Raw genomic sequence first — 25,684 nt, 5'->3', positions numbered from 1 at the left:
TTGAGTAAGTTGACAACAATGCTTGTTGATCACTGTAGGGGGCAATCATGACTAGTGCATTCGAAAGTATTCAACAGGGGCTATTAGAAGCTATTGAGTTTGCAGAAGGTGAAACTAAAGGTGCAACAGTTCATAAGTTTGCACCTGTAGATGTAAAGGCTGTCCGCAAGAACGTGGCAATGACACAAGCAGAATTTGCTTCAACTTTTGGTATAAGTTTAGGTACGCTTCGTCACTGGGAGCGTGGTGATAGAACGCCGCGAGGCCCAGCTCTAGTCTTACTTAATGTCCTAGCTAAAGATCCTCAAGCGGTAATTAAGGCGCTTTCCTAACCTGCATTCCTCTCACGAATATACTCAACAATATGTCGGATCTGGCTTATTGAGTGTCGTCTTCCCATATAATACGCAAACATGGTGCGAGTGACGGGCTGGTGGTTCGGGACTGTTAGCATTGCGACTTCTGGGTCTTTTATGAGCTCGGTGGGCAGCATGCCAATAAACTTGCCGCTTTTAACGGCGTGATATGCCAGTTCCAAATCATCGACGACCAAACTTGGCTGCGGCTCAAAGGTGATGTCTTTGTTTTGCTCGTCTTGGTATAGCCATTGGCTAGCAGGCAACGAGACCACGGCTGGCAGTGTGGAGAGCTTTTCGAAACTTAGGTTTAATGAGTTAAGTTGATGAGCATCGATAAACGCTTGGGTTGCGCACAGCGCATAGGGTATATCCCACAAACGTAGCGCAATGGCGGAGGAGTCGACCAGTGGGCCGACACGAAAGGCGAGATCAACATTTTCTTGGACTAAGTTAAGCTTGACGTTGGATAGAGAGAGTTCAAGTTGTAGCTCCTCATGCTGAGAAGCAAAATCAATTAACCAGTGACCAAGAAAATCGAGGCCTGCACGCACCGGCATTGAGACGGAAAGTGTGCCTTTAAATCGCACTTCCTCATCGATAGCGGCGTCAACTGAATCACTCAGCGAGCCTAACAGCGGAGCACAGTCTTTATATAATTGCATGCCACGGTGAGTGACTTTGACTTCACGGGTGGTGCGATGCAGCAGATGCAATTACAGAGTTTGCTCCAACGCATCAAGACGTCTGCTGACGGTACTGTGAGGGATGCCTAGATGCAATGAAGCTTGCTTGAGACTACCTTTCTCGACAACGGCGCAAAACACGCTCAGATCATCAAATACTCTTTTCATCCCTGATATCCAAAGTTGTTTCGGTGAGTGCAAGCTTAAATGATAACTGAGTGGACTTAATTCTGGTAATCCCTTGGCTGATTTAGAGTCTATCTAGCCAATCGATCACGTCTTTTAACGAGTCACAGACTGTCGTTTTGTGTCCTATTTCTGGTAGTGGCGGAAGTAAATCGGGCACCATGATGACATGGCAACCAGCGGCGTGACCCGCTTTAACACCGTTGTTCGAATCTTCAAGCACTAGACAGTGGTCTGCAGGAAGTCCGAGATGCTTGCAAGCCAGTAAGTATCCATCGGGTGCGGGTTTACCATGCTCTACATCTTCAGCGGTGATCAATAGGTCAAATTGGCTTAAGTAGGGCGTATTGGCAAAGTTGTGTTCTACATCGTCTCGCTTAGATGAGGTGATGATGGCGGTTGCTAAACCTTTGGCTTTAATTGCATTGAGTAACTGGGTAAACCCCGGTTTTAAGGCAATGCCTTGTTGACGTTGTTGGTGGAAATGGCGGTCTCGTTCAGCGGTGAATTTTGCCATGTCGATGTTGGGATGAAAGTGCTGTGCAAGCATTTGTTCGCACTCCGCATCTTTCACGCCAATAAACTGCTGATAAAAAGTATCGGTTAAGTTGAGGTTTTGCTCGGCGGCGGCGTGTTGCCAACTGAGCTTATAGATGGACTCGGTATCAAAGATCAGGCCATCCATATCGAAAAGTACGGCTTTCAACATAGGTTACAGGCTCTTGTTGGTGCCCAATCCATGGGCGTGTGGGAATTAGAATGGGCTCTCTTTGCCCAGCTCGTTGCAAATCTCAACGATGGCGAGAGATAACCCTGATTTGATGATCTGCTGCTGACGTTGCAGTTGCAGTTGGTAGAACTCTAAATCGATGTCGTCATCAGGCTCGGCGACCTCTAGCTGCACCATGCCCATCTTCTTGACTAAATTCAGTTTTTTGATTGGAGTGAGCACGTTTGGATCGGTGAATGCGTACTCTTCTACGTCACTATTTAAGTGGTGTTTGAGTTTGATGATGTCTTCGATATCGTGATAGATATCATCGGGCAAAACGCCTAATCCATACAGCAACTTCAAACGTACTGATAAATCTCCCAGTGGCCCTGAGTCATGCAAAAGCGGGCCTACAACGGATTGCACGGCGAAATCATCTTTACGGAAGATCCTTTGCACCAATCCATCGATTGCGTCGTTAAACACGTCGACAGATGCGATGAAAAAACCACGTACTGATGGTGCGCTGTTTAATCTCTCAATTATCTGGGTTTCGTTAATGTTATCTGCCATAAACTGAACACGTATTAATAATTATAAGAGGGGAGCTAAGCTCCCCTAGGTCTATCAAAGTAGGTAATAAAGTGTCTCAATCTGAGCCACTTCTACACTATCTTCAGCCAGCCCTGTATAGGTGGCTAGGGTCTTCTTCACGCCAACATCGGCAAGCGATTTTTGCAGTTCGACTGCTTGTGGGTCACTATCGCTGGTGTATTTCAATGCGGCGGCAATGCCTTTCAAAAGTGTTTTGTTTTCAGTGCCATATTCGATTGTACCGAGTAATGGCTTCACTAATCTATCGTTTGCGCCCAATTTGCGAAGTGGCTGACGGCCAACACGGTCAACTTCATCCACTAGGAATGGGTTAGCAAATCGGCCTAGGATTTTCTCGATGTATGCGTTGTGCATGTCTCGGTCGAATCCGTAGCGTCGGATCAATACTTCTCCGCTCTCCATCATTGCCTGTTTTACTTCGGCTTGGATGGCTGGGTCTTCTATCGCTTCACGAATAGTGCGGTGGCCTTTCAAGCAACCCAAGTAAGCGGTGATGCAGTGACCCGTATTCAGGGTGAACAACTTGCGCTCTACAAACGCCATTAGGTTGTTGGTTTTCTCCATCCCTTCAATTTCAGGGATCTCGCCTTTGAATTGCTGTTCATCAACAATCCACTCGCTAAAGCTTTCAACGGTGACTTCTAGTGGGTCATCGTTCGCCGCTTCTGCTGGTGGCACGATGCGGTCTACTGCTGAATCAACAAAACCTACTAGCTCGTCAGTCTTTTGGTGTAAAGACTCATCAAGATGTTTGTATACCTCACCTTTTAGGTGAGTTGTGCCTCGAACCATGTTTTCACAGGCAATGATATTCAGTGGCGCATTATTGCCCGCTTCAAAGCGCTTGGTGATGCCAGTTGCAATGGTTTTAGCAATGATATCAAGTACGTTTGGCCCAACAGCTGTAGTGACCATGTCGGTTTTTACGATACGGTCGATAACGTCTTCGCTGGCCGAGTTCACAGCCGTAACGTGGTTAACGGTATCGATATGGCATTCAGTGCCAACTACTTTAACTTTGTACTCTTGTTTATGGCTTAGCTGGTCGACGAGCGGTGCATCAACATCTGCGAATGTGACCTCAACGTCGGCATCTGCCAACAGTTTACCGATGAAGCCGCGACCAATATTGCCAGCGCCAAAATGAACTGCGTTTTTCATAACTATTACCTACCAATGTCTAAAAATGATGACTAAATGAATCTAGAATGAGGTCAACTGTATCGGGGGTGACAGCTGACCTCTATTTGCTCAGGAGCAAATTTGATGGCGTGATTAAGCCGCTTGTTGGTTGCCCAAGATGTTTAGAATGGTCTCGACATCATTGGTGCTGGTTAGCGTTTCAATCGCCTCTGGATCATCCAGTGCATTGGTAATGGTGGTGATAACTTGAATGTGTTCATCGTTTTTCGCTGCAATGCCAATCACCAATTTTGCTACGTCGTCTTCGTCTTCAGTAAACTGAATACCAGACGGGTATTGGCAGATGACAATGCCGGTTTTCTTGACGCGGTCTTTCGCTTCTACCGTGCCATGTGGTACTGCAATTGACTCACCAAGGTAGGTTGGAACTAGCTCTTCACGAGCAAACATTGCATCTACATACTCAGGTTCTGCGTAACCAAGCTCGACCAGTTTGTTGCCTGCAAAACGAATTGCTTCTTGTTTGTCCGTAGCCTTTAGGCCAAGGTGAATATTTTCTCGTTGGATTTTGAATACTGGAGCTTGCTGCTGCTCAAAACTATCGTCGTTTGCAGCCACTACAGATACTTTTACCTGTGGAGTGAGTTGGTCTTCGTTCGCTGCGGTTTGGTTTTGCGCCGCAAGCAGTTTAGTGACTAGGGTGTTGTACATTTCACTGTCTAGGAAGTTCGTCAGTGAGATGTGGTGTGCATTTGGAGCGTGTGTACGTGCACGGTCAGTCAAATCTTTATGCGTAATCACGATGTCAGCGTTCTCTGGTAGGCTGTTGATAGCAAGGTTAGTGACGTTGATTTTAAGACCTGCGTCCTGCACTTTCTTGCGCAGCATGCTAGCGCCCATTGCACTAGAGCCCATACCTGCATCACAAGCTACGATAATGCTGCCAACAGTGGCTAGGTTAACGTCGCCTTTGTTCTGGCTAGCAACAACAGCATCGTTTTTACCGCCTGATTTCATGTCTTTCATTTGTGATGTGGCTTTTTCAAGCGCTGAGCCATCACCATCTTCTTCAGTTGAGTTCTGAGTTTTCATCAGTAGAGAAGCCACTGCGAAAGAAACGGTCGCTGACGCTGCAATCGATGCTAGAACACCTACGATAGACGCTTTTTGAGTCATCAGTAGTACGGCAAAGATAGAACCAGGAGACGCTGGAGAAACAAGACCTGCATCAAATACGGTTAGTACAAACACACCTGTCATACCACCTGCGATAGCTGCAAGGATAAGACGAGGGTTCATTAGGATGTATGGGAAGTAAATCTCGTGAATACCACCGAAGAAGTGGATGATAGTCGCACCACCGGCAGTCTGACGAGCAGTACCTTTACCAAACACCATGTAAGCTAGCAAGATACCTAGACCCGGACCTGGGTTCGCTTCGATTAGGAAGAAAATCGATTGACCAAGCTCTGTTGATTGCTGAATACCTAGTGGTGAGAAGATACCGTGGTTGATCGCATTGTTTAGGAATAGGATCTTCGCAGGCTCGACAAAAATAGAAGTCAGAGGAAGAAGGTGTGCATCGACCAAGAAGTTAACGCCCGCCGCAAGACCGCCAGAAAGTACTTTAACAAATGGACCGATCAGGAAGAACGCTAGAATTGCACACACCATGCCGATGATGCCTGCTGAGAAGTTGTTAACCAACATCTCGAAGCCGCTTTTGACTTTACCATCAACGTAGTTGTCGAATTTTTTGATTGCCCAACCGCCCATAGGACCAACAATCATGGCACCCATAAACATTGGGATGTCTGTACCGACAATAACACCCATGGTAGTGATAGCACCCACGACCGCACCACGGTCACCACCGACCAATTTACCACCGGTGTAACCGATAAGTAGCGGAAGTAAGTAGGTGATCATAGGACCAACCATAGAGGCTAGTGTTTCGTTAGGTAGCCACCCGGTTGGAATGAAAAGCGCAGTGATGAAACCCCACGCAATGAAGGCGCCGATATTCGGCATAACCATATTGGATAGGAAGCGACCAAAATTTTGTATCTTGATCTTAGCATCTGGTGATATCATGTTAGTACCCCGTTTGATGTTCTGTTGAATAGTGTAGTAGTAACGGTTCGCCAAAACCGTCTGGTTGCTTAAGACACAATCAATTTACCACAGCTTTTCAATTGCGAACTGATAACGGGTTTTTCGTGACCTCAGTCCTGTTATTTGGGGCGTACAAGCACTTTTTAAGTGACCCTTCTATCATTTTGACACTGTAATTAAATTACGGAACGCCAATCCGGAATTTGTCAAATCTATTCTTGTTGATCTGCATCTGCTTTTTACAAAACTATTTTAAAAATTAATTGTGACTCAAATCACTCTTGGTTTCTTTTTGAAGTCGAAATAAATGCTCGGACAGATCAATATCACGTTTTGTGCGAGTGTCGACTTCGTGTCTAACGTGATCTTTGTCACTTGTGTATTTTTGTAACGATTTATAAATTAGTATGTAAAGGCAAATGTGTGGCTGTGTTGACCGATTTTTGAACTATTTTCGGTGTCGTTTACAGCATAAGCACTCGACCCAATTCGCACTTTTCAATGAGTTAGCTCTTTTTTCTCGTGCCACACGTATACTCTAGTAACACCTTGTTGCTGGCGAAAGGCGCTTACCTATGGATACACCACTGGTTCAATTAATTCAGGCGAATAAACTCTTTGTTGATGGTAAAGAGTCTCATACTGTTTTGAATAACCTAGACTTTTCTATCAATAGTGGCGAGACCATTGCTCTAACTGGTGCGAGTGGCAGTGGCAAAAGTACCTTACTCAACCTAGTTGCAGGATTTGAGCCTTTAACCTCTGGGTCGCTCTCCCTGCTAGGCCGTAACACTGATCACTGGCGGGACGAAGAGTGGTCTTCCTTCCGCTTTGGGCAGCTAGGAGTTGTCTTTCAACAGTTTAATCTGCTCACTCCTTTGAATGTTCGCCAAAATATTGAATTTCCGCTCAATCTTAATCGATGCCATTGGGACACTTGGTGCGATCATTTGGTGGATGCTCTAGGCATTGGTGCATTACTTGAACGCCACGTGGCCTCTTTGTCTGGCGGTCAGCAGCAAAGAGTGGCAATTGCTCGAGCCCTTGCTCACCAACCCAAGCTTTTGCTCGCCGATGAACCGACAGGAAACCTCGATGAGCAGGCAGGGCTAGAGGTCATGCAGCTACTGACAGAAATCGCGCAGCAAGGCAATACGTCGGTGCTTCTGGTGACGCATAGCCCTGATTGCGCTGCGTTTATGCAAGCACATTACCAACTGGTCGGTGGGAAGTTGCATGCGACAGACTAGTCATTTCCTTCATCATATCTGGCTGAGCTTAAAGCTGTTTGCTTGCCACTATCGTCAAGCACCGCTTCAGGCGGCTTCGATCCTTATTGGTATTGTTTTAGCCGTGACTTTGTTTGTTGCTGTGCAAGCGATAAACCTCAACGCCAAACGTAGCTATAGTGAATCGGCCGAACAGCTCAGTGCTCAAGCGGCAGCTTTGGTGATCCCTTCATCCGGTCAGCGTCATTTACCAGAGTCAGTCTATTTTGCGCTTCGACAGGCTGGAGTGAGTGGAGTGCTTGCGGTGTTGGAAGGGCGGGTACGAGATCAGACAGGACAAACTTGGTCTGTACAAGGCAGTGATTTGGTGGCTGCCGTGACGTCTCAGATCAAGTACCGCCAGAGTAACCCAAACGCTGGAAACCAAGAATCTTCTCCAGCTTTGTTTAGTGCTGAGCTACCATTGGCAAAGCTGCTTTCGGGCGATGCACTGGTGTTAATGAGCCGCTCACAATATGAATCACTCCAGCATCGGCAGGGCTTTGAATTAGATGGCATGCCAGTGGAGATCGTTGCTGTGCCCGATGCTTGGCAACTTGGCAGCCGAGTACTGATGGATATCGGCTTTGCTCAGCAACTACTGAATAAGCCTGGTCAATTGAGTTACATCGCGGTGTTTGATGCCAAGTCCCAAGCTCAGATTGAAGATTTGCTCGATGGTCGTGCTCAGTGGAGTGTCAATACTCAAAGCAGCGATCTTGGCTCTCTTACGGATAGTTTTCACCTTAACCTAACCGCAATGAGCCTATTGGCATTTTTGGTTGGGTTATTTATTGCCTATAACGGGGTCAAATACAGTTTGCTCAAGCGAAATCGTCTTTTGGTCCAAGTACAACAAGTGGGTGTCGGCGCTAAATGGTTAATGAGTGCACTGCTGATCGAGTTGGCGATATTGGTCCTGATTGGCGTCTCATTGGGGTTTGTCTTGGGTATGCAATTAAGCCATTGGTTGCACCCAACCGTGGCATTGACTCTAGAGCAGCTCTATGGCGCTACATTGTTACCTGGCAGTTGGGAGTGGCAGTGGTGGTTTCAAGCCTTGGTGTTAACGCTGCTTTCGACGTTATTGGCTTGTTGGCAGTTCTTCAAATCTCAAATCAATCAGCCGCTTTCATCTCATGGTGGTTTCTATGCTAGGCCGCAGGTGCTTAATCAAAATCGACTGTTTGTTTTAGGTTGCCTGTTCGCTGTGGTGGCTGCCATCGGGCTTATCAGCAGTGCGCATTTTCGCATTACTATGGTTTGGCTTGGGGTTTTAGTATGCGCAGTACCGCTGTTTTTGCCTAAGGTGCTGACAGTGCTTGCACTTTGGTGTGAGAGGCGGAGCCGAGCAGGTCTTATCCAATATCTTTTTGCTGAGTTAAGAGAGCTCATCGCACCGCTTAGCCTTGCCATGATGGCGCTGCTGCTAGCAGTGACAGCCAATATCGGCATGAACACTTTAGTGGGCAGTTTTGAACATACATTGAAGCAATGGCTGGAGCAGCGTCTCCATGCTGATATCTACATCAGCCCAGCTCAAGGGCAGATGATGGAAGTGATGCAAGCACTGACAAATTTTGATGGCGTAGAAGAGGTCTATACCCAATATTACTTACAAGAAAAAGTACAAGGGTTGCCAACCTTGCTTGGTACCAAAGACCCTATCACACTCGAACAGACCATGGTGTTTAAGCACCAGCTAGATAACTTTTGGCCTCGCTTTTATCAAGGAGAGCTAGCCGCAATTAGTGAGCCAATGGCAATCAAGTTAGGCTTGAACTTATCGGACTCACTTCAGACCGATGCTCTTAAAGGACATTCAATCAAGATAGGAGCGATATTCTACGATTATGGCTCGCCGAATGGTGAAATGTTAATCGCCCCTAGCTTATGGCAAAGCTTAGGTTTTACTGATGTACCGTCCAGTCTAGGGATGAAAGTGAATGCCGACCAAACGCAGGTGTATCAGCAGCTTCAAACCCATTTTGAACTCCACTCAAGTCAGCTTTATGACCAAGCAAAAATCAAAACCATTGCCTTAGAGATTTTTTCGCAAACTTTTGCTGTGACGAGTGCGCTTAATGGGGTCACCTTGATGGTGGCCGTGATTGGATTGTTTTGTGCTTGTTATATGTTGCTGGATGCGCGTAAAGCATCCGTCGGGCGTTTGTACGCTTTGGGCGTGAGTCGCAACAAGCTAATGGCACTGGTGTGTGGACAAATCACTATGCTGTTGGCGTTTACTTTGGTGATTGCGTTGCCGCTGGGTGCGGTGATCGGCTATGTGTTGACGGACATGATCACCTTGCGAGCGTTTGGCTGGAGTCTGGACTATTTGTGGAGTTGGTTAGACGCATTCACGATAGCGATGGCAACCATATTCGCCGCTGTGCTCGCCACGATTTTACCTCTGTGGAAGTTGGTTAGAAGCCCGGTAGTCTCAAGCTTACAAAGCGAGGTGTTGTGATGATTAAGCGTTTAATGGCAACAGCGATGCTGATGGCGCTTGTAGGTTGTGAGCCAGAGCCAAGCACCGGTTTTGGCTCATGGATGGGGGAGAGTGACTCCCTTTTTACCCCTGTCACTGCGGATAGGGGCTTAATCTTTCCTCAAGACCACCAAGCCCATCAAGATTTTCGCCATGAATGGTGGTATCTGACCGCCAACCTGATTGATCAAGATGGCATGCCATTGGGCATTCAGTGGACTCAGTTTCGAGTCGCCATTGCTAAGCCAACTTCGGCAAAAACTGAATGGGCTGGACAACAGATATACATGGCGCACAGCGCAATAACGACAGTAGATAAACACTACGCCGATGAAAAATGGTCCCGCCAACACCCTGAGCTGGCGGGTGTGTCCTCTTCTCCGTTCAAAGTATTTCTAGATGATTGGCAGTGGCAATCTCAATCTGAAGAGATGTTTCCCGCTACGCTTAAAGTGCAATCAGACAGCTTTGGTTATTCCCTGTCGCTCACCACTCAGTCACCGTATCAAAAACAGGGTGAGCAAGGATTTAGCTCAAAAAGTGCCAATGGAGAAGTGGCTTCTTATTACTACAGCCAGCCATTTATCCACGTGGAAGGTGAGGTGACGATTGATGGTTTAATCAAACAGGTGACAGGTGTTGGATGGATTGATCGAGAGTGGAGCTCGCAGTTTTTACTCGACTCACAACAAGGTTGGGACTGGTTTGCACTCAAACTTAATGAAGAGACTCGGCTGGTGGTGTTTCAACTTCGTGATATGACAAATTCAGCGCCTAATTACTATTACGCCAATTTGATGTTTGCCGACGGCAGCGCAAGACGCATGAGTAGTCACCAGATTGAGCTGACACCTATTGCCTTTACCGAGATAGATGGTCGAGATCATCCTACCCACTGGACATTGAACATTCCAAGCGAGGATATTGCACTAACCATCGATGCGCTCAACCCAATGGCCAAAATGCCACTTACGGTGCCTTACTGGGAGGGCCCTGTGAAGATAGAAGGGTCACATCAAGGTGTGGGGTATATGGAGTTGACGGGGTATTGAGGCGATTGAATTCCTCCCCACCTGCAATACAGGGTGGGGAGGGTTAAAGTATTTTATTTATTATCGTACGACTTAATCAGTACTGAGGTATCCATGCGCCCAAGTCCTTGTTCTTGTAGGGACTGGTATTCGCTATCTACCTGCTTGGTGAGTGGGAGGTCTAAGCCAAATTTTTGCGCTTCGTCCAGGCAAATCCCAAGATCTTTACGCATCCAATCGATGGCAAAACCAAAATCAAACTTGTCCGCTGCCATTGTCGAGGCGCGGTTTTCCATCTGCCATGAACCCGCCGCACCATGCTTAAGCACATCGACCACGTCATTAATGTCTAGCCCAGCTTTTTGCGACAGCAAGATGGCTTCGCTCAACCCTTTTAACACCCCAGCGATGCAGATTTGATTGACCATTTTGCAGCGCTGCCCTTGGCCGTGACCACCAAGCAAAGAAATTTGTCGAGCGTAGCTATCAATCACAGGAGAGGCGGCTTCAAATGCCTGCTGCTCGCCACCACACATGACGGTGAGTGCGCCATTTTCTGCGCCTGCTTGACCACCAGAGACTGGAGCATCAATAAAGTGAATGCCGAGTTCCTGACAGGCAGTAGCGAGTTCTTCTGCAAGTTCGGCTGAGGTGGTGGTATGGTCGATCAAAGTCGCTTCTTTTGCCATTCCTGCAAGTACGCCATCTTCGCCAAATACCACGCTGCGAACGTCGTTGTCATTGCCGACACAAAGACAAACAACTTGGCAATCTTGAGCCGCTTGTTTTGGTGTCTCAAAGTATTCGCCCTGAAATTCTTCACTCCATTGCTTTGCTTTTGCTACGGTGCGGTTGTATACGTGAGTTTCATAGCCTGCCTTGGATAAGTGCCCAGCCATTGGGTATCCCATGACGCCGAGGCCGATAAACGCTACCTTTTTATTCGCTTCCATGCCTATCTCCTTAATTCTTATTAATAATTGTTCGAAGCTGACTGTAACTGGCTAAAGTGCCCAATGTCAAAGCGCTATTGGGCCATACTTTTGAGGTGATCTGACCTACGATGACCGCACGGATTGGGTTGGTTGCTTTTTGAACGTTTCTCATGAAATTTGTTCATACTGATAGTGAGCAGCTTTCAATGTAAAATGATACCGATGTGTTCCACACTGCTTAGAATAAATAGACGTATGGATGTCCAAATGAAAAAGTTGGTGATTTTAGATGGTGGGATGGGAAGAGAGCTCAAGCGCATGGGCGCTCCCTTTTCGCAGCCTCTGTGGAGTGCTCAGGCATTGATTGAGTCGCCACAGCATGTATTAAAAGCGCACCACAACTTTATTCAGGCAGGTGCTGAGATCATCATCGCCAACAGTTACGCATGTGTGCCTTTTCATTTGGGTGAGCAGGGCTTTGAGCAGCAAGGTGCGACACTCGCGACACTCGCAGGTCAATTGGCTCGCCAGTCCGTAGAAGAGAGTAGCACTGCGGTAAAGGTGGCAGGTTGCATCCCTCCGGCGTTTGGTTCTTATCGACCTGATCTGTTTGATCCACAAACAGGTGAGGCGATCTTTGACACCTTATATCAAGCGCAGAAACCCTTCGTCGATCTTTGGCTTGCTGAAACGATTTCAAGTGTGGCGGAAGCTCGAAGCATTGCGAATGTGCTCAAGACGTCAGACAAGCCTTGTCACTATGCGTTTACCTTACTGGATGAACAAGAGCATGATGCTAAGTTGCGTTCTGGCGAGTCGATTAAACAAGCGTTGATGACCCTGTTAGAGACCAATGCACAAGGCATCTTCTTTAACTGCTCCGTACCAGAGGTAATGGAATCCGCCATCAGACAGACAAGATCCTTGCTCGACGAGTTGGGGCAAGACATGGATATTGGAGTTTATGCCAATAGCTTTACTCCTATTCGGTCTGACCATAAAGCGAATGAAGCGATTCAAGCATTGCGCTATTTCTCACCGCAAGAGTACTTGGATTTCGCCAAAGCATGGCATCTAGCTGGTGCAAACATCATTGGTGGATGCTGCGGAATTTCTCCCGAGCATATTGAGCGGCTTTCTCAGTGGCAACAAAGCTTAAAAGGCGATTGATTGGCATTTTGCTACCGATCTAAGTAAGAAACTTTATACGCCCCACCCTCGGATGGGGCGTTTTTTATGCTCTCAAATCGCCTATTAACACAGTTATTTGTATGATTTATGTGATTGATACGGCAATTCCGAAACTCTATAAAACGAGGTTATGGATGTTGTGATCGCGCTTGAACAACCCATTAAAGTCTCTTTTGTTTTTGTTAATGCTGGGCATACTGTATGACAATAACACAATAAATGGATTTGCTAACGATGAACAAAAAGCACCTACTTACTGGCTCTATCCTCCTTGCTCTTTCTACCACTGCATTTGCTGAAGTGGCAAATAACGGTGTTGATTACCCTGTACCTGCGGATAACTTTGATATGCGTAACTGGAAGATCACTATCCCTTCGGACATCAATGAAGATGGCAAGGTTGATGAGATCGAAGGTGTGGCGATGCTAAGCTACTCACATAAAGATTTCTTCCACCTAAACAAAGATGGCCACCTAGTTTTCCAAGTGCAAAACCAAGCCATTACGACCAAAAACTCTAAGAACGCTCGCTCTGAGCTGCGTCAAATGCCTCGTGGTGCTAACTTCGATAACATTTTGACCGATGGCAAGCTAAACCAGTGGGCACTATCAAGCCACCCGGATGCAAAAGAGTACAGCGCTGTCGGCGGTACGCTGGAAGCGACACTGAAAGTGGATCACGTCTCTATGAACGCTAAGTACCCAGAAAAAGGTCCTGCGCACTCGGTCGTTGTGGGTCAAATCCATGCGAAAAAGCATAACGACCAAATCAAAGCTAAAACGGGTTACGGCCACGGTAATGAACCAATCAAGATTTTCTATAAGAAATTCCCTGGCCACAAAATGGGTTCAGTATTCTGGAACTACGAGCGCAACCTAGCTAAGAAAGATCCAAACCGTATCGATATCTCGTACCCTGTATGGGGCAACACGTGGGAAAACCACGCAGAACCAGGTGATGCAGGTATCGCACTAGGTGAAGAGTTCAGCTACAAGATCGATGTTCAGGGCACTATGATGTACCTAACGTTTGAAACTGCTCGTCACGACACGGTGAAATACGAAATCGACCTCAGCAAAGGTCAAGACGAGCTTGATTTCCCAACAGGCTACGCAAAAGATGACTTCTACTTTAAAGCGGGTGCTTATGGTCAATGTAGTGTAGCTGACAGCCACCCAGTATGGGGAACAGGTTGTGCGGGTACTGGTGACTTTGCTACCGACAAAGCGAATGGCGACTACAACAGCGTGACATTCTCTGAGCTAAAGCTGAACGGTAAGTAATTGCTGAACTAGCTTTATCTAAGCTGATTGATATTGGCCCACCTATCCTAGGTGGGCTTTTTAGTCTCTGAGGTTTTGAGTGCTAGCGTTGACTGTTTGGTATTTGAGCTTTCAAGGGTGAATACACCCCCTGCCTCCCATTTCACAACAGGAAAAATTGACGCTAAAGCAGTGCAATGTAGAGTCATAGATAAGGTCAGCCAAATAAAGGAAAGTTTACTATGTCAAAGAGTACCAAGCTTCGTAATGAAGATAAGTTGGTTAAAAAAGCACTAGAAATTGGTTCCCAGATGGCAAAAATGCAAGGATTTAACTTGCCAACTTCACCACAACCGACGTTTGTGAAAGGCGTTTACCTGTTTCTCGTTGATGCCAAGCAAATCACTCCACTTCCTGCAGATAAACAAGATGGTGCAAACATTAAGCACCGCTTAGCAATGTGGATGCATGGCGTATTACCTGATAATGATCCATTAAAATAAGTTTAGGAGAGTCAATGGAGTTTCTCGCTGCAACGCCAGCGCATTATGAGCAAATTGGACAGTTAATTTCTTCACCGGAGGAGCTCTATAAAGTAAGCGCGGTGGCGAGCTTTCCTTGGGATGTCGTTCAGATAGCAGAGATTGCCCAGCAGCGCCTTCAGTTGACAGTCGCAATCGACGAGGGAAGGGTCGTGGCCTTTGGTAATCTTTATGATGTTAAACCCACCGAACAGGCCTTTATTGGTAACGTGATAGTCGCTGATAGCCACAAAGGTAAAGGCATAGGTAAAGCGATGATAGAAGTTTTGAGTGCCAAGTGCCGAGAACACTATCAAGTAGCACCGAGTTTATCGGTTTTTAACTACAACACTCCAGCACTTATGCTGTACCACAAGCTCGGCTTTGTGCCTTATGGCTGTGAACCTAGAGTTTCCCAGACCGGGGAAACCGTGATGCTGATTCACATGCGTCTTTCATCGTGACCTAATTTACTGGCATAGTCTTCACTGGGTAAGATCCTTTTTCTGGCAAAACTTTTTGCCACGTAATATAAACCGCTAAGTCAGACTTAGCGGTTTTTTTTGTCACAAAAGTGAGAAATCGCAACAATAACGCCAATGTTCTCTTGGACCATCAGATAGTTGTAAGTAATCGCTCACAAACACTCTATTACTAGCTGTTATATTTAATGGGTAAGTTGTAAATAAGGCGAGGGATATTTGCCAACATGAAAAAGAGTGGATTTACCCTAATCGAGTTAGTGGTTGTGATCGTGATTTTAGGGATACTCGCTGTGGTGGCAGCGCCTAAGTTTCTCAATTTGCAGCAGTCTGCGAGGGTATCAACCCTTCAAGGAGTTGCCGCAGCATTTGAAACTACCATTACTCAGGTGATTGCGAAAGCATACATAAAAGGGCTTTCTCCAGCGTCGACCAATCCCCCAGGAGGTCAGGATGATTACATCATTGATTTTGGGTTTGGTTCGGTGGAAGTGGATTGGGGCACCTTGTGCCCAGAAAGCGAAGGTGAGTCTGGGGATGCGTTAACCATGCTCGACTTCTTGACCATTGACACGACAGAAACTCTAACATCGGCACAAGGGAATCGTCATACGGTCGTGGGGTATCAGCATAGTTTTAGTCAAAGCGAACTTGATAGTACCAACATTACTACACTACCGAGCGGGTGTTACGTGATTTACGACTCTTTTGGAGGCCGAGGCAGCAGTACATGTCCAACAGAAGGGTGTGTCTGTACGGTGCGAGTAGAGTCGACAGACTGTTAAACACCAAAAGGCCTAGCATTTCGCTAGGCCCTTGGTAACTAAGCTTTCATTTGTATCAATTGGATGCTCGAATTAGAAGCTGTACTTGATACCAACGCGAGTCTTAAGCTGACGATCGTTTTCTGCTGAAGAACCGTAATCAGACGTCCATAGTTCCATGTATGGAGTGATGTCGTCGAATTGGTAGCCAAGTTTGATACCAGCATCCCATTCCCAGTTCTTGTCATTCGCTAGACGAACGTTGTCGTAGTTGTGGTTGTAGTTAGCTTCCCAGCTTAGCTTCAGGTTCTTAAGGTCATCTTTGAACTTGTAGCCACCCGTTAGAGTGATCTTACCTTGCTGGATAGTTTTGCCAGCACGTTCGATCTTATCGTCAGAACCCGCTGCAGAAGTTGTGCCAGCAGAAGAGTCAAAGTTTTGGAACTCATGACGGTAACGAAGTGCTGTAGTTAGGCCGAAGCTAGAAGTGTAACCTACGCGGAACTGAGGCTTAAACGTAGTTTTGTTTGAGCCAAATGTTACTGGCATACCTGGTTCAATGTACCAACCGTCACCTAGTTTGTATTGTACGGTTGCGCTGAACTCTGAGTCACCACGAGACACGCCGTTCCAGAAATCTTGAGAGCCATCGTCGTTTTGTTCACTTTGGAACTTTTGCTCAACACTTAGAGAAAGCTTCGCTGCGTCGTCGAAAATCTTGGTGCTGTCGCCGATTTTGATGCGGTGAGCGTAATCTTTATCTTCGTGCTTGTATTCTGCACGGTAATCAAGAGAGGCTGCAGAAGCGGCGCCAGCAAGTAGGGTAGAGGCAACTAGAGCTGCGATAGTGGTAACTGCTTTCATGAGTAAGTCCTAATCGTTTTATAGTTGTAGATACTGTGTATCCATACTTTTCACTAATGCTTTATTTAATATTGCATTAATGTATGACAAATATAATAGGTTGTTCTCGGGCTCAGTTCTGTGAGATTTGTCATAAAGCGCTTTAGGTCAATTTTGGTACTTATAAAACTGTTAACTAACTTGAAAAAATAAACGGAACCCGTGATAAAAAAGAGATTATGTTCACGCTATTTGCCTAAAAATCACCGGTTTGTGTGATATTGATATTGCGAAAACGCTCCTCTATCCCTTAAAAATTATGCGACTAACTCAAATGTCTTGATCGCGATCAAACCTTGCAGGGTAAGGGTTTGAGTGTCATGGGTGTGAAGTTGTAGGCGTTTGGGTTCAAGTAAATCCCAGCTATGGTTGTGCTCATATTCTATGTAGAGGGTGCTTTCAATATATACGATGTAAAAGAGGGCTTTTATCTCCGTATTTATTACAAACTGCTAGGTGGATAGAGGCAAAAACTAGGCTGGGGATTATTAAATAGCGAAGGCTATCGGTTTATCCGAATGTTGAAGAAACCACTTTTTAATTGTGTGATTATATTGCAATAAGTTTCGAGGCAGTGACGCTTTGAAGATTGCCCGACAATGGGAATGTCGGGCAGCACTTGGGTCAATATTCGATGCCTTTGCGTGCTTTGAATCCTTGCTGAAGTCCATGTTTGACGTTATCTAAGCGCGATACCGTATCTGCAAGTCCCTTGAGTTTTCGGTGTGCAGCTCGCCCAGTAAGGATTACTGATTGATGCTCAGGGCGATTCTCGATGGCTTTAACCATCTCATCTACACATAAATGTTTGCGTGCTACCGTATAGGTCACTTCATCGAGCAGCAGTACATCGATTGATGAGTCTTTCAGAAAGGACAAGGTCTGAGTCCACACTTCTTTTGCTCGGGTGCGTTCAAAGTCAGCACAATAGCCGTCTTTAAAGGAGCAGCCAGTATTCATGGTAATGATGGGGACATTGAGGCTCTCAAGTAGATTTCGCTCCCCACATTCTGCATCACCTTTGAGAAACTGAACTACAGCACAACGTTGTCCGTGCCCTAGCGCTCTAAAAATCATGCCAAAGCCAGAACTAGATTTTCCTTTTCCGTTACCTGTTAGGACGAGCACTCGGCCTGAATCTTCTGTTGCGAGGTCGGATTTAACGTGGACCTGCTTTTTAATTCGTTTATGTCTTGCGGTTTGAGCGGAGAGTTTTTGTTGTTCGTTGAGCATGGTTCGTTGTCTAAGAATTGGTTTGCACAAATAGTAACGACAAAGCGTTAGTTGCGAAAGCTAAAGCACTTAAACTTTGAATATAAAAAAAGCGGCTACCCTTCGGTAGCCGCTTATCTTTCAGGAAAAAACTTGGGGGAGCTTTAACCGTTTGGATTAGCTGTTAGATGCTGGTTCTAGCTTCTTTTCAACATCACCGTCGACTGCTTTAACAAGTAGCATACCGACACCACCAACGATTGCACCACACAGAACAAACACTAGGCGACCCCACATTGGGTTAGGTAGTAGTGCCATTAGACACACACCAACACCTGCTACTGCGATTAGTTTACCAAGCATTTGACGCTGTTTGTTGTCCAGTTTCTTCTGCTCTGCAGACTCAGATACAAGTGGAGTCTCTAGGTTGCCGAAGAACTTGTCTACGTCCGCTTGACGCTCTTTAGTTAGAGGCTTGTAGAACAGTGTCGATAGGATGAAGAAACCACCAGTTAGAGTAATGTGACCGATTAGACCAACTGCTACTTTAACATCAGACCACTCACGCTTAGTTAGCTCTTCTAGACCGAAGATAGAAGAGATAGTGTCTGCTGTGATTACGAAACCAACCACGTAAGATACGATACCACCCACAACTAGCGTACCCCAACCAGCCCAGTCTGGAGTCTTCTTGATGAAGAAGCCAAGGAATGCAGGGATAGTCATTGGGAAGCCGATTAGGGCACCAACATACATCATGGTATCGAACAGGCTCAGACCCTTAAGTGAGTTGATGAACTGTGCGATGAAGATGATTGCTAGACCGAATACCGTAGAAACAATCTTAGATACTGTTACTAGCTCTTTCTCAGATGCTTCGCCTTTACGAACGATTGGCTCGTAGAAGTTCTTAACGAAGATACCTGAGTTACGGTTTAGACCTGAGTCCATAGAAGACATTGTTGCTGCAAACATTGCTGCTACTAGTAGACCTACCATACCTGCTGGCATGTACTCTTGTACGAAGTATAGGTAAGCGAAGTCAGCCGCTTTTTTGCCTTGCTCTGGGTAAGCTGCTGCTAGGTCTACACCTTGACCAGCAATGTACCAAGAAGGCATGAACCAGATGAATACACCACCAAGCATTAGCACACATGCTAGAAGTGCAGCTTTCTTAGCGTTCTTCGAGTCTTTCGCTGCTAGGTAGCGGTAAGAGTTCAGCATATTGTTGGTGATAGAGAACTGCTTAACGAAGATGAAGAATGCCCAGATGCTGAAGATGCTTAGGTAGTTTAGGTTGTTACCAGACAGGAAAGAACCGCCTTCTTGTACTGGGAAGTTGTTAACGATTTCGCCAACACCGCCGCCTTGTACTACAGCTACTACAGCACAGGTTACTGTTACTGCCATGATGATAACCATCTGCATGAAGTCAGATGCGATTACCGCCCATGAACCACCTGTTACCGACATCGCTAGTACTACTAGGCCAGTTACCCAGATAGTGACGTTCATGTCGAAACCGAAGATACCAGATGCGATGATAGCTAGTGCGTTTAGCCATACACCCGCAGATACAACGCTGTTAGGCATAGAAGACCAAGTGAACACTTGTTCGTTGGTTGTACCAAAACGCATACGGATTGCTTCAATTACCGTTACAACGCGTAGCTGACGGAACTTAGGAGCGAAGTACGCATAGTTCATGAAGTAACCAAATGCGTTCGCTAGGAAGATTACCGCAACAGCAAAGCCGTCGTTGTACGCTTTACCCGCTGCACCGGTGAACGTCCATGCACTAAATTGTGTCATAAATGCGGTTGCACCAACCATCCACCAAAGCATGTTACCTCCCCCACGGAAGTAGTCACTGGTAGTATTGGTGAATGTACGGAACATCCAGCCTATCGCTATAAGGAATAGGAAGTAGACGCCAACAATAAGAGTATTGAGTTCCATCTGTAGACCTTTTGATTGTTGTTTAAATGAGTAAGTCCATATTAGCCGTTTGATGCCCTATTTGTACTACAATAACTCCATAACGTGACTGATGACCCAGTATTAGCCCTTCTATTAATCATACAAGTGATCGGGATCGAAGTTTGTATTTGTGTATAAATTTGTAAAATTTAGCTGCAAAACCTAGATGTGACGGCGATCATTTTATCAAATTTAGTCGAATGATGAATGTAAATCGTAAATTTGTGTTAAATTCAACCACAATTCAGTATTGACTATGCAAATGAGTTAGCATGATTATTTGTAATACTTAAATATTTTCTTGAGGTTGATTGCAACTCAGTTCAAAGATTTAACCCCACACTATTGCAATGCTTTGTACCATTGTGTTTGGCCAAAGTTCGGCTTACAGCCCCCTGTTTTATTGGGAAAAGATAATTAATCAAACGCAGCAAGATACTTTTTTAGTTCACTTTGCCCGGTTCTGGTTATCTATACTCAGTAGTGATATTTAAAGGGGGATGACTGAGCTGGAAGAGAAACTCAAGGCACTAAAAAACAAAGGAATACAACTTTTTAGCTATTAAGTATGACAAAAATACGCTGTTTTGTTGTTGGCATGAATCGGTTTCATGAGTGCGACTTGCAGTAATCAAGAGATCACAGATTCATGATTAGCTTTCATACAAGCTCACAATTCTTTAGCTTTATCACTGAGTGAATTACAGCCTCAACGTTACTGTAAAACACAGAATTTAGGGAAGAAGGATAAAGTGATGACTCGTATAGTTTTTGCATTGACGCTGCTATCGTTGGCAACCAGCTCTGCAGAGAGCGCTCAAGAAATGATTCAAAATGGCAGCTTCAATCAAGGCACAGATGGCTGGTGGTTCACAGGGGCGGACGTTGCGACAAAAAACGGGGAAGCTTGCGTAACAATAACGCACCCAGGGGCAAACCCTTGGAACGTTATCCTAGGTCACTCCGGCATTGGCCTGGCTCACGGAGAAGGCTATCAAGTAAGTTTTGATGCTTTTGCAAGTGCGCCTACCCAGTTTAAAGCGCTTATTCAACACCAAGGCCCTCCTTATACTCACCACTTTGTTAATGATACTCAGCTAAGTACGTCGAAACAGCGTTTTGAGTTTTCTTTCACCCAACAGGGTGACAGTGACGCAGCGGCCGAGTTTCAGTTCCAAATGGGGGCGCAAAAACCGGCAACCATTTGTGTGTCTGATGTATCTGTGAATGGCACACCTTATCGGGAGACTTTCACGACCAACGTAATCCGCCAAAACCAGTTGGGCTTTCTGCCAAAGGCTGACAAGTTTATCTACTTACAATCAGACAGCGTCGAGCCGCAACGCTGGGTATTGCAAACTGCTGACGGTATCAACATCGATATGGGGAGAAGCGTACCAATAGGTAAAAACAGAGCTTCCGGTGAAAACCTGCACCAGATAGACCTATCTACTTATACGTCGCCGATGAAAGGCTTAACCGTCAAGGTAGGTGAAGCTACTAGTTACCCTTTTGATATCAGAGATGATATTTACAGCCAACTCAAATACGATGCTTTGTCCTATTTCTATCAAAACCGCAGTGGCATTGAGATCGAGACTAAATATGTGCAAAGGGAAGATCTAGCAAGGCCTGCCGGACACTCTAAAGATGTGGCCAGTTGTTTTGACAAAACCGATGAGTGGGGAAATCGCTGGCCCGGCTGTGACTTCTCGATTGATGCAACCGGGGGCTGGTATGATGCGGGCGATCACGGCAAATATACGGTAAACAGTGGCATTAGCACTTGGACATTGCTCAATTTGTATGAGCGTGGTCATCATCTAGGGGGAAATGGTGCGCCTTTCCAAACTGGTGTTAAAATACCTGAGATGGATAGTGACGTGAATCCTCTATTGTCCGAAGCCCGTTGGAACATAGAGTTCATGCTTGCAATGCAGATCCCAGAAGGTAAGCAAGTTGCCGTACCTATTGGCGATCAGTCTGGATCAAAAAAGCTGACATTAGAAAAACACGATGTTTCTTATATGGCATTTCACAAAATTGCCGACGGTGAGTGGACTGGTATGCCGCTTCCACCGCACAAGAGTCAACAAAAGCGTTATGTTGGACACCCGACAACAGCTGCCACCCTAAATCTTGCGGCAATTGGTGCCCAGTGTGCACGCATTTGGCAAAGTATCGATGATGCATTTGCCAACCGCTGCTTAACTGCTGCCACCCGAGCTTGGGATGCTGCGCTTAAACAGCCGCAAATCTATGCCTACAATAACTTTACAGGCTCTGGCCCTTATGATGATAAGCGGTTATCTGATGAGTGGTATTGGGCTGCGACCGAGTTGTTTATTTCAACAGGCGAAGACAAATACCTAAGTGTAGTCAATCAATCTAAACACTACTTGGAGACCCCAAACGGCGACCTTGCGACTCCAGGAGATATGTATTGGCAGTATGTTGCTCCTTTAGCCACGATCAGTTTGGCGGTCGTACCAAGCAAGCTTGGCGAAGACGTTCAAACCCAAGCTCGAAGCAAAGTGATCGACACCGCCAAGTATTATCAAGCTCAAGTGGCAAAAGAGGGCTATCGTATACCCTATTCCGTGGAGCAATACCCTTGGGGTTCGAACTCTAACGTGGCTAACCGTGGAATATTCCTTGTGTATGCGTCCGATTTTACTGGAGAGCTATCTTTTATTAAGGCAGCGGCCAGTGGTATGGATTACCTTTTAGGGGCGAATCCGATGAGTATCTCTTATGTCACTGGATACGGCGAGAACTCGGCGCAAAATCCACACCATCGATTTTGGGCACATGCTGCTGACGCTCAATCACCTATGCCTGCACCGGGCGCTCTAGTGGGGGGCCCCAACTCGATAAACTATAGTGATTCAGTGGCTGCAAGGCTTAAAGGTAATTGCGTCGGTCAAACTTGCTACCGAGACGACATCTCTGCATGGACGTTAAATGAGATCACGATTAACTGGAATGCCCCTTTGGTGTGGCTTGCCAGTGCATTGGATGAAGGGCAGTTGAACTAAGCAATATTGCTTTGTTCAACTCTGTTTCGGCGATAATTCCTAACGGAACTTGCTTAATGACTCAAACGATAAAGCTGCCCGATGGTGGCTTTATTATTAGGGTTGATTCGTTTTTGTTGAGCAAGCAGTAGTTCTGCGGTAGCGACTGCATCAATCAGGGCATTGTGGTTGTTGTATTCAGGCAAACCGTAACGCTCACGAGTGGCAGACAGGGTAACGTCGGTTTCATCTTGCTGATTGATGCCTTGTGCTAAGCGCTTCTCGATGCACATAGTATCAATCCACAATAGTGGTAAGTGCTGATAACCAAAGTTGGCGTGCAGGTAGTGGTTGATGAAGTTTTCTTCCATGACACAAGCATGTGCCACCAATATTTTATTAGCGGCAGCTTCAAAAAATGCCGTCATTGCACTATTGATCGACACCCCTTCTTCGCTCAGCATTTGCGGGGTGATGTGATTGATCACTGCGGTTTCAGGGCGTACCTGTGAGTCGCTGTCAATGTAGACATGCCTGGCTGAAGCTAGGTCAATCTTGCCATCTTTTACTTCGACCCATCCCATCGACAAAATAAGGTCTTGGTTGTAATCAAAGCCAGTGGTTTCTAGGTCAAGCACAATATAATTCTGCTTGCAGCCAAAATCTGAGGCATCAGGTGTCGGCTCATGCACGAGGTGAGCAAGTACTTTTGGCAAGCGAACATTGCCCAAATACTGCTTTCTCTGGCGTTTGGCTCGTTCTAATGGGTGGAAATAGTCAAGTAGTGCTTTCACTGTTTTATCGGATCCCAAATCGTACTTTTGCGGCTTCTTGCATGTCAGCAATCATTCGGAACGCATCTTTCAAGTGTTTACGCTCAAAGCTTCCGAAGCGGTCAGGGTTGATATTGTTATTCGGTTCTTCGCCTTTCTTCAGGGCCTCTAGCTGATGGCTAAAGCGGAATGACAAGATAAACTGGTATGCCCGTAAAATATTCTTGTAAGAATCTTCACTTAACACGCCTTTCTTATATGCTGCGGTAAATCGCTCGTCAGTCGAAGAACGGTCACACTCAACCGCCAGACCATAGATTCGAGCCAAATCGATAATCAAGGTAATCGCATACTTTTTGATATTGAGAGTCTGTTTGTTCTCACCGGATTTTTCCACCACTAGCTTATTAAAGATGCCAAGAGGTGGGTTGGTATTTACGGCGTCTCGCACCAAGATCCCTAAGAACTCACGGTTATTGCGAATATTGGCGTGAAGTTCATCACGTAGGATCTCTTCGTACTCACGATTGCCATAAATGGAGCGGATTTCTAAGAACACACTAATGTTGAGTAGGCGTTCATACTCAGGATTTGCCACCCACTTTTTGTAGTAGTTTTTCCAGACAGACAGTGGTTGGCACCATTTTGGTGTTGCCGCCATATACTTACCAGGACAAAGCGGGAAGTCGCAGCGAGCCAGTCCATTAGTGACCATCATAGCTAAGTGATTGAAGTAAATACGATCATTGTCAGTTGCATCATCGGCTAGCACGATAGCGCTGTCTTGATCCGATAGCATATGGACTTCGTTACGGGCGTGTGAACCTGCGACAATCCAAGAGAATTCACACGGCGGAGGTCCGAGTTTGTCGATAGCGATCTGGATTAAACGACGGGTATAGGCATCCATGATCATCGTCATTACTTTGCCTGTCGTCTCAGGACTCACCTTGCCTTCAACCAAGGCTTCAAAGATCGCTTGGCGTTCGGGTGTAAAGGAAGACAAAGTCTTAACACTGCCTGCGTACTTGATTTTCTCAATGAGGAAAATCGCCTGCATGCGATGGTTTTGCACTAAATGGGTTGTGGTTAACAGTCCGACGACTTTATTGTCATCCACGACAGGTAAGTTTCGAATATTGAACTGCATCATCACAGATGCTGCGTGCAATACCAAATCGTCGGGTTTTATGGTCAGGGGCTGCTGTGTCATCACTTCGGAAATTGGCTGAGTGACAGGGACACCATGAGCGATGACGCGTTTGGTCATATCTCGGTCTGTGACTAGCCCAACGATTTTGTCATTGTCATACACCACAGCGCAGGGTGAGCGTTTAACTATACGCATTTCGTGGGCGACTTGTTGGATGGTCTGATCCGCCGTCACAACCGCAATACGGCCACTCGCCACCTCTTGAACTTGTTTGATAAACAAGCCTTTGTCTTTATTTGACCACACCACATCCAACGCAGATTTCAAACGCACTTGCGCCTGTGAGGCAAAGTGCTCAGCACAATCTGGATAAGTTTTGAATAGCTGTTGCAGAGCGGTATGCGGAATGATGTAAATCAGTGAGTTCTCAATTGCAATGGCCTTATAGCCTTTATCGCCATCCACATCTTCAGATAATGCGGTAAAACCAAACAGATCTTCCGCCCCCAGCTTGGCTCTTAGCACTCCATCCTTTTTGCGCTGCTCCATTGAGCCTGTACGCACGATATAGAGGGACTTTTCTTGGTCTTTAGCACATAAGTCGATCACTTCCCCTTTGCTGAGATAAGTGATCTGCACCTGCGAAGCCAGTTCACGCAAGGCGGGCTGCGGGATTTTATCGAATGGGTCGATCTGGCCAATAAACTGAAGAATATTAGGAAGCAAAGACTCTGTCATGGGGTTCCACTGCGCAATTGAGTTATTTGTATGATTATATACTCAGAAGACATGAATGCACGTTGATTTCTATAAAACTTTGGTGTTGGTTAGGTTTGAAGAGATAAATGCCGGGTAAGTTGTGTTTGCACTCACACCCCTGAGGAGAC

General features: G+C 46.0%; 22 protein-coding genes. 10 read left to right on the top strand and 12 right to left on the bottom strand.

Annotated features, from left to right (window positions below; all coding sequences use genetic code 11):
* Window positions 1-47 precede the first annotated feature (47 nt).
* Window positions 48-332, top strand: a complete 285-nt coding sequence (gene nadS / locus J4N39_RS22250; RefSeq protein WP_252025060.1) for a NadS family protein — start codon at window positions 48-50, stop codon at window positions 330-332.
* Here the strand turns inward: nadS and J4N39_RS22245 are convergent.
* The 6 genes from J4N39_RS22245 to J4N39_RS22220 all read right to left on the bottom strand — a co-directional run bounded on the left by J4N39_RS22245 (window position 329) and on the right by J4N39_RS22220 (window position 5,792).
* Window positions 329-1,072 carry a LysR substrate-binding domain-containing protein gene (locus J4N39_RS22245; protein WP_252025058.1) on the bottom strand — a complete coding sequence of 248 codons (744 nt, stop codon included), beginning with the start codon at window positions 1,070-1,072 and terminating at the stop codon, window positions 329-331. The two genes, nadS and J4N39_RS22245, sit on opposite strands and share 4 nt — an antisense overlap.
* Entirely contained in the window at window positions 1,073-1,210 is a 138-nt protein-coding gene (locus J4N39_RS22240) for a helix-turn-helix domain-containing protein (RefSeq protein ID WP_252025056.1), read from the bottom strand.
* 82 nt (window positions 1,211-1,292) lie between these two features.
* Window positions 1,293-1,937 carry an HAD family hydrolase gene (locus tag J4N39_RS22235; RefSeq protein WP_252025054.1) on the bottom strand — a complete coding sequence of 215 codons (645 nt, stop codon included), beginning with the start codon at window positions 1,935-1,937 and terminating at the stop codon, window positions 1,293-1,295.
* 45 nt (window positions 1,938-1,982) lie between these two features.
* On the bottom strand, window positions 1,983-2,513 hold the full coding sequence (locus tag J4N39_RS22230; RefSeq protein ID WP_252025052.1) for an MltR family transcriptional regulator: 531 nt from the start codon (window positions 2,511-2,513) through the stop codon (window positions 1,983-1,985).
* A gap of 54 nt (window positions 2,514-2,567) precedes the next feature.
* On the bottom strand, window positions 2,568-3,716 hold the full coding sequence (locus J4N39_RS22225; RefSeq protein WP_252025050.1) for a mannitol-1-phosphate 5-dehydrogenase: 1,149 nt from the start codon (window positions 3,714-3,716) through the stop codon (window positions 2,568-2,570).
* 114 nt (window positions 3,717-3,830) lie between these two features.
* Complete coding sequence (locus J4N39_RS22220) at window positions 3,831-5,792, bottom strand: PTS mannitol transporter subunit IICBA (protein WP_252025048.1); 1,962 nt, start codon at window positions 5,790-5,792, stop codon at window positions 3,831-3,833.
* A gap of 596 nt (window positions 5,793-6,388) precedes the next feature.
* On the opposite strand from J4N39_RS22220, the gene J4N39_RS22215 reads away from it, so the two are divergent.
* From J4N39_RS22215 to J4N39_RS22205, 3 genes are read left to right on the top strand one after another with little or no spacing between them, the layout of a single operon-like run.
* Complete coding sequence (locus J4N39_RS22215) at window positions 6,389-7,063, top strand: ABC transporter ATP-binding protein (RefSeq protein ID WP_252025046.1); 675 nt, start codon at window positions 6,389-6,391, stop codon at window positions 7,061-7,063.
* Window positions 7,050-9,551 carry an ABC transporter permease gene (locus tag J4N39_RS22210; RefSeq protein WP_252025044.1) on the top strand — a complete coding sequence of 834 codons (2,502 nt, stop codon included), beginning with the start codon at window positions 7,050-7,052 and terminating at the stop codon, window positions 9,549-9,551. Before J4N39_RS22215 ends, J4N39_RS22210 begins: the two co-directional genes overlap by 14 nt.
* Window positions 9,551-10,624, top strand: coding sequence for a lipocalin-like domain-containing protein (locus J4N39_RS22205; protein ID WP_503064115.1), 1,074 nt, complete (start codon window positions 9,551-9,553; stop codon window positions 10,622-10,624). Before J4N39_RS22210 ends, J4N39_RS22205 begins: the two co-directional genes overlap by 1 nt.
* Window positions 10,625-10,677: 53 nt before the next feature.
* Here the strand turns inward: J4N39_RS22205 and J4N39_RS22200 are convergent, their stop codons facing one another.
* Window positions 10,678-11,556, bottom strand: coding sequence for an NAD(P)-dependent oxidoreductase (locus J4N39_RS22200; protein WP_252025042.1), 879 nt, complete (start codon window positions 11,554-11,556; stop codon window positions 10,678-10,680).
* Between the two features lie 249 nt (window positions 11,557-11,805).
* On the opposite strand from J4N39_RS22200, the gene J4N39_RS22195 reads away from it, so the two are divergent.
* From J4N39_RS22195 to J4N39_RS22175, 5 genes are all read left to right on the top strand, one after another.
* Window positions 11,806-12,708 carry a homocysteine S-methyltransferase family protein gene (locus J4N39_RS22195; RefSeq protein ID WP_252025041.1) on the top strand — a complete coding sequence of 301 codons (903 nt, stop codon included), beginning with the start codon at window positions 11,806-11,808 and terminating at the stop codon, window positions 12,706-12,708.
* A gap of 255 nt (window positions 12,709-12,963) precedes the next feature.
* Window positions 12,964-14,013 (top strand): polysaccharide lyase family 7 protein, encoded by a 1,050-nt coding sequence (locus tag J4N39_RS22190; protein ID WP_252025039.1) that lies wholly within the window; start codon window positions 12,964-12,966, stop codon window positions 14,011-14,013.
* Between the two features lie 221 nt (window positions 14,014-14,234).
* Window positions 14,235-14,495 (top strand): DUF5062 family protein, encoded by a 261-nt coding sequence (locus tag J4N39_RS22185; protein WP_252025037.1) that lies wholly within the window; start codon window positions 14,235-14,237, stop codon window positions 14,493-14,495.
* 14 nt (window positions 14,496-14,509) lie between these two features.
* The gene (locus J4N39_RS22180) at window positions 14,510-14,977 is read left to right on the top strand and encodes a GNAT family N-acetyltransferase (protein ID WP_252025035.1); all 468 of its coding nucleotides are present in this window, start codon (window positions 14,510-14,512) and stop codon (window positions 14,975-14,977) included.
* A gap of 245 nt (window positions 14,978-15,222) precedes the next feature.
* Entirely contained in the window at window positions 15,223-15,780 is a 558-nt protein-coding gene (locus J4N39_RS22175; protein ID WP_252025033.1) for a type II secretion system protein, read from the top strand.
* Between the two features lie 72 nt (window positions 15,781-15,852).
* Here J4N39_RS22175 and J4N39_RS22170 read toward each other — a convergent pair whose 3' ends face one another.
* The 3 genes from J4N39_RS22170 to J4N39_RS22160 all read right to left on the bottom strand — a co-directional run bounded on the left by J4N39_RS22170 (window position 15,853) and on the right by J4N39_RS22160 (window position 19,833).
* The gene (locus J4N39_RS22170; RefSeq protein ID WP_252025031.1) at window positions 15,853-16,623 is read right to left on the bottom strand and encodes an oligogalacturonate-specific porin KdgM family protein; all 771 of its coding nucleotides are present in this window, start codon (window positions 16,621-16,623) and stop codon (window positions 15,853-15,855) included.
* Between the two features lie 663 nt (window positions 16,624-17,286).
* Window positions 17,287-17,895: a cob(I)yrinic acid a,c-diamide adenosyltransferase gene (locus J4N39_RS22165; protein WP_252025029.1), complete on the bottom strand. Its 609-nt coding sequence runs from the start codon at window positions 17,893-17,895 to the stop codon at window positions 17,287-17,289.
* Between the two features lie 156 nt (window positions 17,896-18,051).
* The gene (locus J4N39_RS22160; RefSeq protein ID WP_252025027.1) at window positions 18,052-19,833 is read right to left on the bottom strand and encodes a sodium:solute symporter family transporter; all 1,782 of its coding nucleotides are present in this window, start codon (window positions 19,831-19,833) and stop codon (window positions 18,052-18,054) included.
* 776 nt (window positions 19,834-20,609) lie between these two features.
* Here J4N39_RS22160 and J4N39_RS22155 point away from each other — a divergent pair.
* On the top strand, window positions 20,610-22,892 hold the full coding sequence (locus J4N39_RS22155) for a glycoside hydrolase family 9 protein (RefSeq protein WP_252025025.1): 2,283 nt from the start codon (window positions 20,610-20,612) through the stop codon (window positions 22,890-22,892).
* Between the two features lie 53 nt (window positions 22,893-22,945).
* Here the strand turns inward: J4N39_RS22155 and J4N39_RS22150 are convergent, their stop codons facing one another.
* Both J4N39_RS22150 and J4N39_RS22145 read right to left on the bottom strand, forming a co-directional pair.
* A complete protein-coding gene (locus J4N39_RS22150; RefSeq protein WP_252025023.1) occupies window positions 22,946-23,665 on the bottom strand; it encodes a 3'-5' exonuclease in 720 nt (239 codons plus the stop codon).
* 4 nt (window positions 23,666-23,669) lie between these two features.
* Entirely contained in the window at window positions 23,670-25,535 is a 1,866-nt protein-coding gene (locus J4N39_RS22145; RefSeq protein ID WP_252025020.1) for a putative nucleotidyltransferase substrate binding domain-containing protein, read from the bottom strand.
* Window positions 25,536-25,684 lie beyond the last annotated feature (149 nt).

The sequence above is a fragment of the Vibrio sp. SCSIO 43136 genome, from assembly GCF_023716565.1.
Taxonomy (GTDB): Bacteria; Pseudomonadota; Gammaproteobacteria; order Enterobacterales; family Vibrionaceae; genus Vibrio.
The sequence above is the reverse complement of the archived record's forward strand: the minus strand, read 5'-3'. Positions and strand labels throughout refer to the sequence as shown.

Coding starts and splice junctions, on each gene's coding strand:
- J4N39_RS22230 (WP_252025052.1), bottom strand. CDS start 2,513: ATGGCAGATAACATTAACGAAACCCAGATAATTGAGAGATTAAACAGC.
- J4N39_RS22180 (WP_252025035.1), top strand. CDS start 14,510: ATGGAGTTTCTCGCTGCAACGCCAGCGCATTATGAGCAAATTGGACAG.
- J4N39_RS22210 (WP_252025044.1), top strand. CDS start 7,050: ATGCGACAGACTAGTCATTTCCTTCATCATATCTGGCTGAGCTTAAAG.
- J4N39_RS22155 (WP_252025025.1), top strand. CDS start 20,610: ATGACTCGTATAGTTTTTGCATTGACGCTGCTATCGTTGGCAACCAGC.
- nadS (WP_252025060.1), top strand. CDS start 48: ATGACTAGTGCATTCGAAAGTATTCAACAGGGGCTATTAGAAGCTATT.
- J4N39_RS22185 (WP_252025037.1), top strand. CDS start 14,235: ATGTCAAAGAGTACCAAGCTTCGTAATGAAGATAAGTTGGTTAAAAAA.
- J4N39_RS22165 (WP_252025029.1), bottom strand. CDS start 17,895: ATGCTCAACGAACAACAAAAACTCTCCGCTCAAACCGCAAGACATAAA.
- J4N39_RS22205 (WP_503064115.1), top strand. CDS start 9,551: ATGATTAAGCGTTTAATGGCAACAGCGATGCTGATGGCGCTTGTAGGT.
- J4N39_RS22215 (WP_252025046.1), top strand. CDS start 6,389: ATGGATACACCACTGGTTCAATTAATTCAGGCGAATAAACTCTTTGTT.
- J4N39_RS22235 (WP_252025054.1), bottom strand. CDS start 1,937: ATGTTGAAAGCCGTACTTTTCGATATGGATGGCCTGATCTTTGATACC.
- J4N39_RS22160 (WP_252025027.1), bottom strand. CDS start 19,833: ATGGAACTCAATACTCTTATTGTTGGCGTCTACTTCCTATTCCTTATA.
- J4N39_RS22175 (WP_252025033.1), top strand. CDS start 15,223: ATGAAAAAGAGTGGATTTACCCTAATCGAGTTAGTGGTTGTGATCGTG.
- J4N39_RS22220 (WP_252025048.1), bottom strand. CDS start 5,792: ATGATATCACCAGATGCTAAGATCAAGATACAAAATTTTGGTCGCTTC.
- J4N39_RS22190 (WP_252025039.1), top strand. CDS start 12,964: ATGAACAAAAAGCACCTACTTACTGGCTCTATCCTCCTTGCTCTTTCT.
- J4N39_RS22145 (WP_252025020.1), bottom strand. CDS start 25,535: ATGACAGAGTCTTTGCTTCCTAATATTCTTCAGTTTATTGGCCAGATC.
- J4N39_RS22240 (WP_252025056.1), bottom strand. CDS start 1,210: ATGAAAAGAGTATTTGATGATCTGAGCGTGTTTTGCGCCGTTGTCGAG.
- J4N39_RS22200 (WP_252025042.1), bottom strand. CDS start 11,556: ATGGAAGCGAATAAAAAGGTAGCGTTTATCGGCCTCGGCGTCATGGGA.
- J4N39_RS22225 (WP_252025050.1), bottom strand. CDS start 3,716: ATGAAAAACGCAGTTCATTTTGGCGCTGGCAATATTGGTCGCGGCTTC.
- J4N39_RS22195 (WP_252025041.1), top strand. CDS start 11,806: ATGAAAAAGTTGGTGATTTTAGATGGTGGGATGGGAAGAGAGCTCAAG.
- J4N39_RS22170 (WP_252025031.1), bottom strand. CDS start 16,623: ATGAAAGCAGTTACCACTATCGCAGCTCTAGTTGCCTCTACCCTACTT.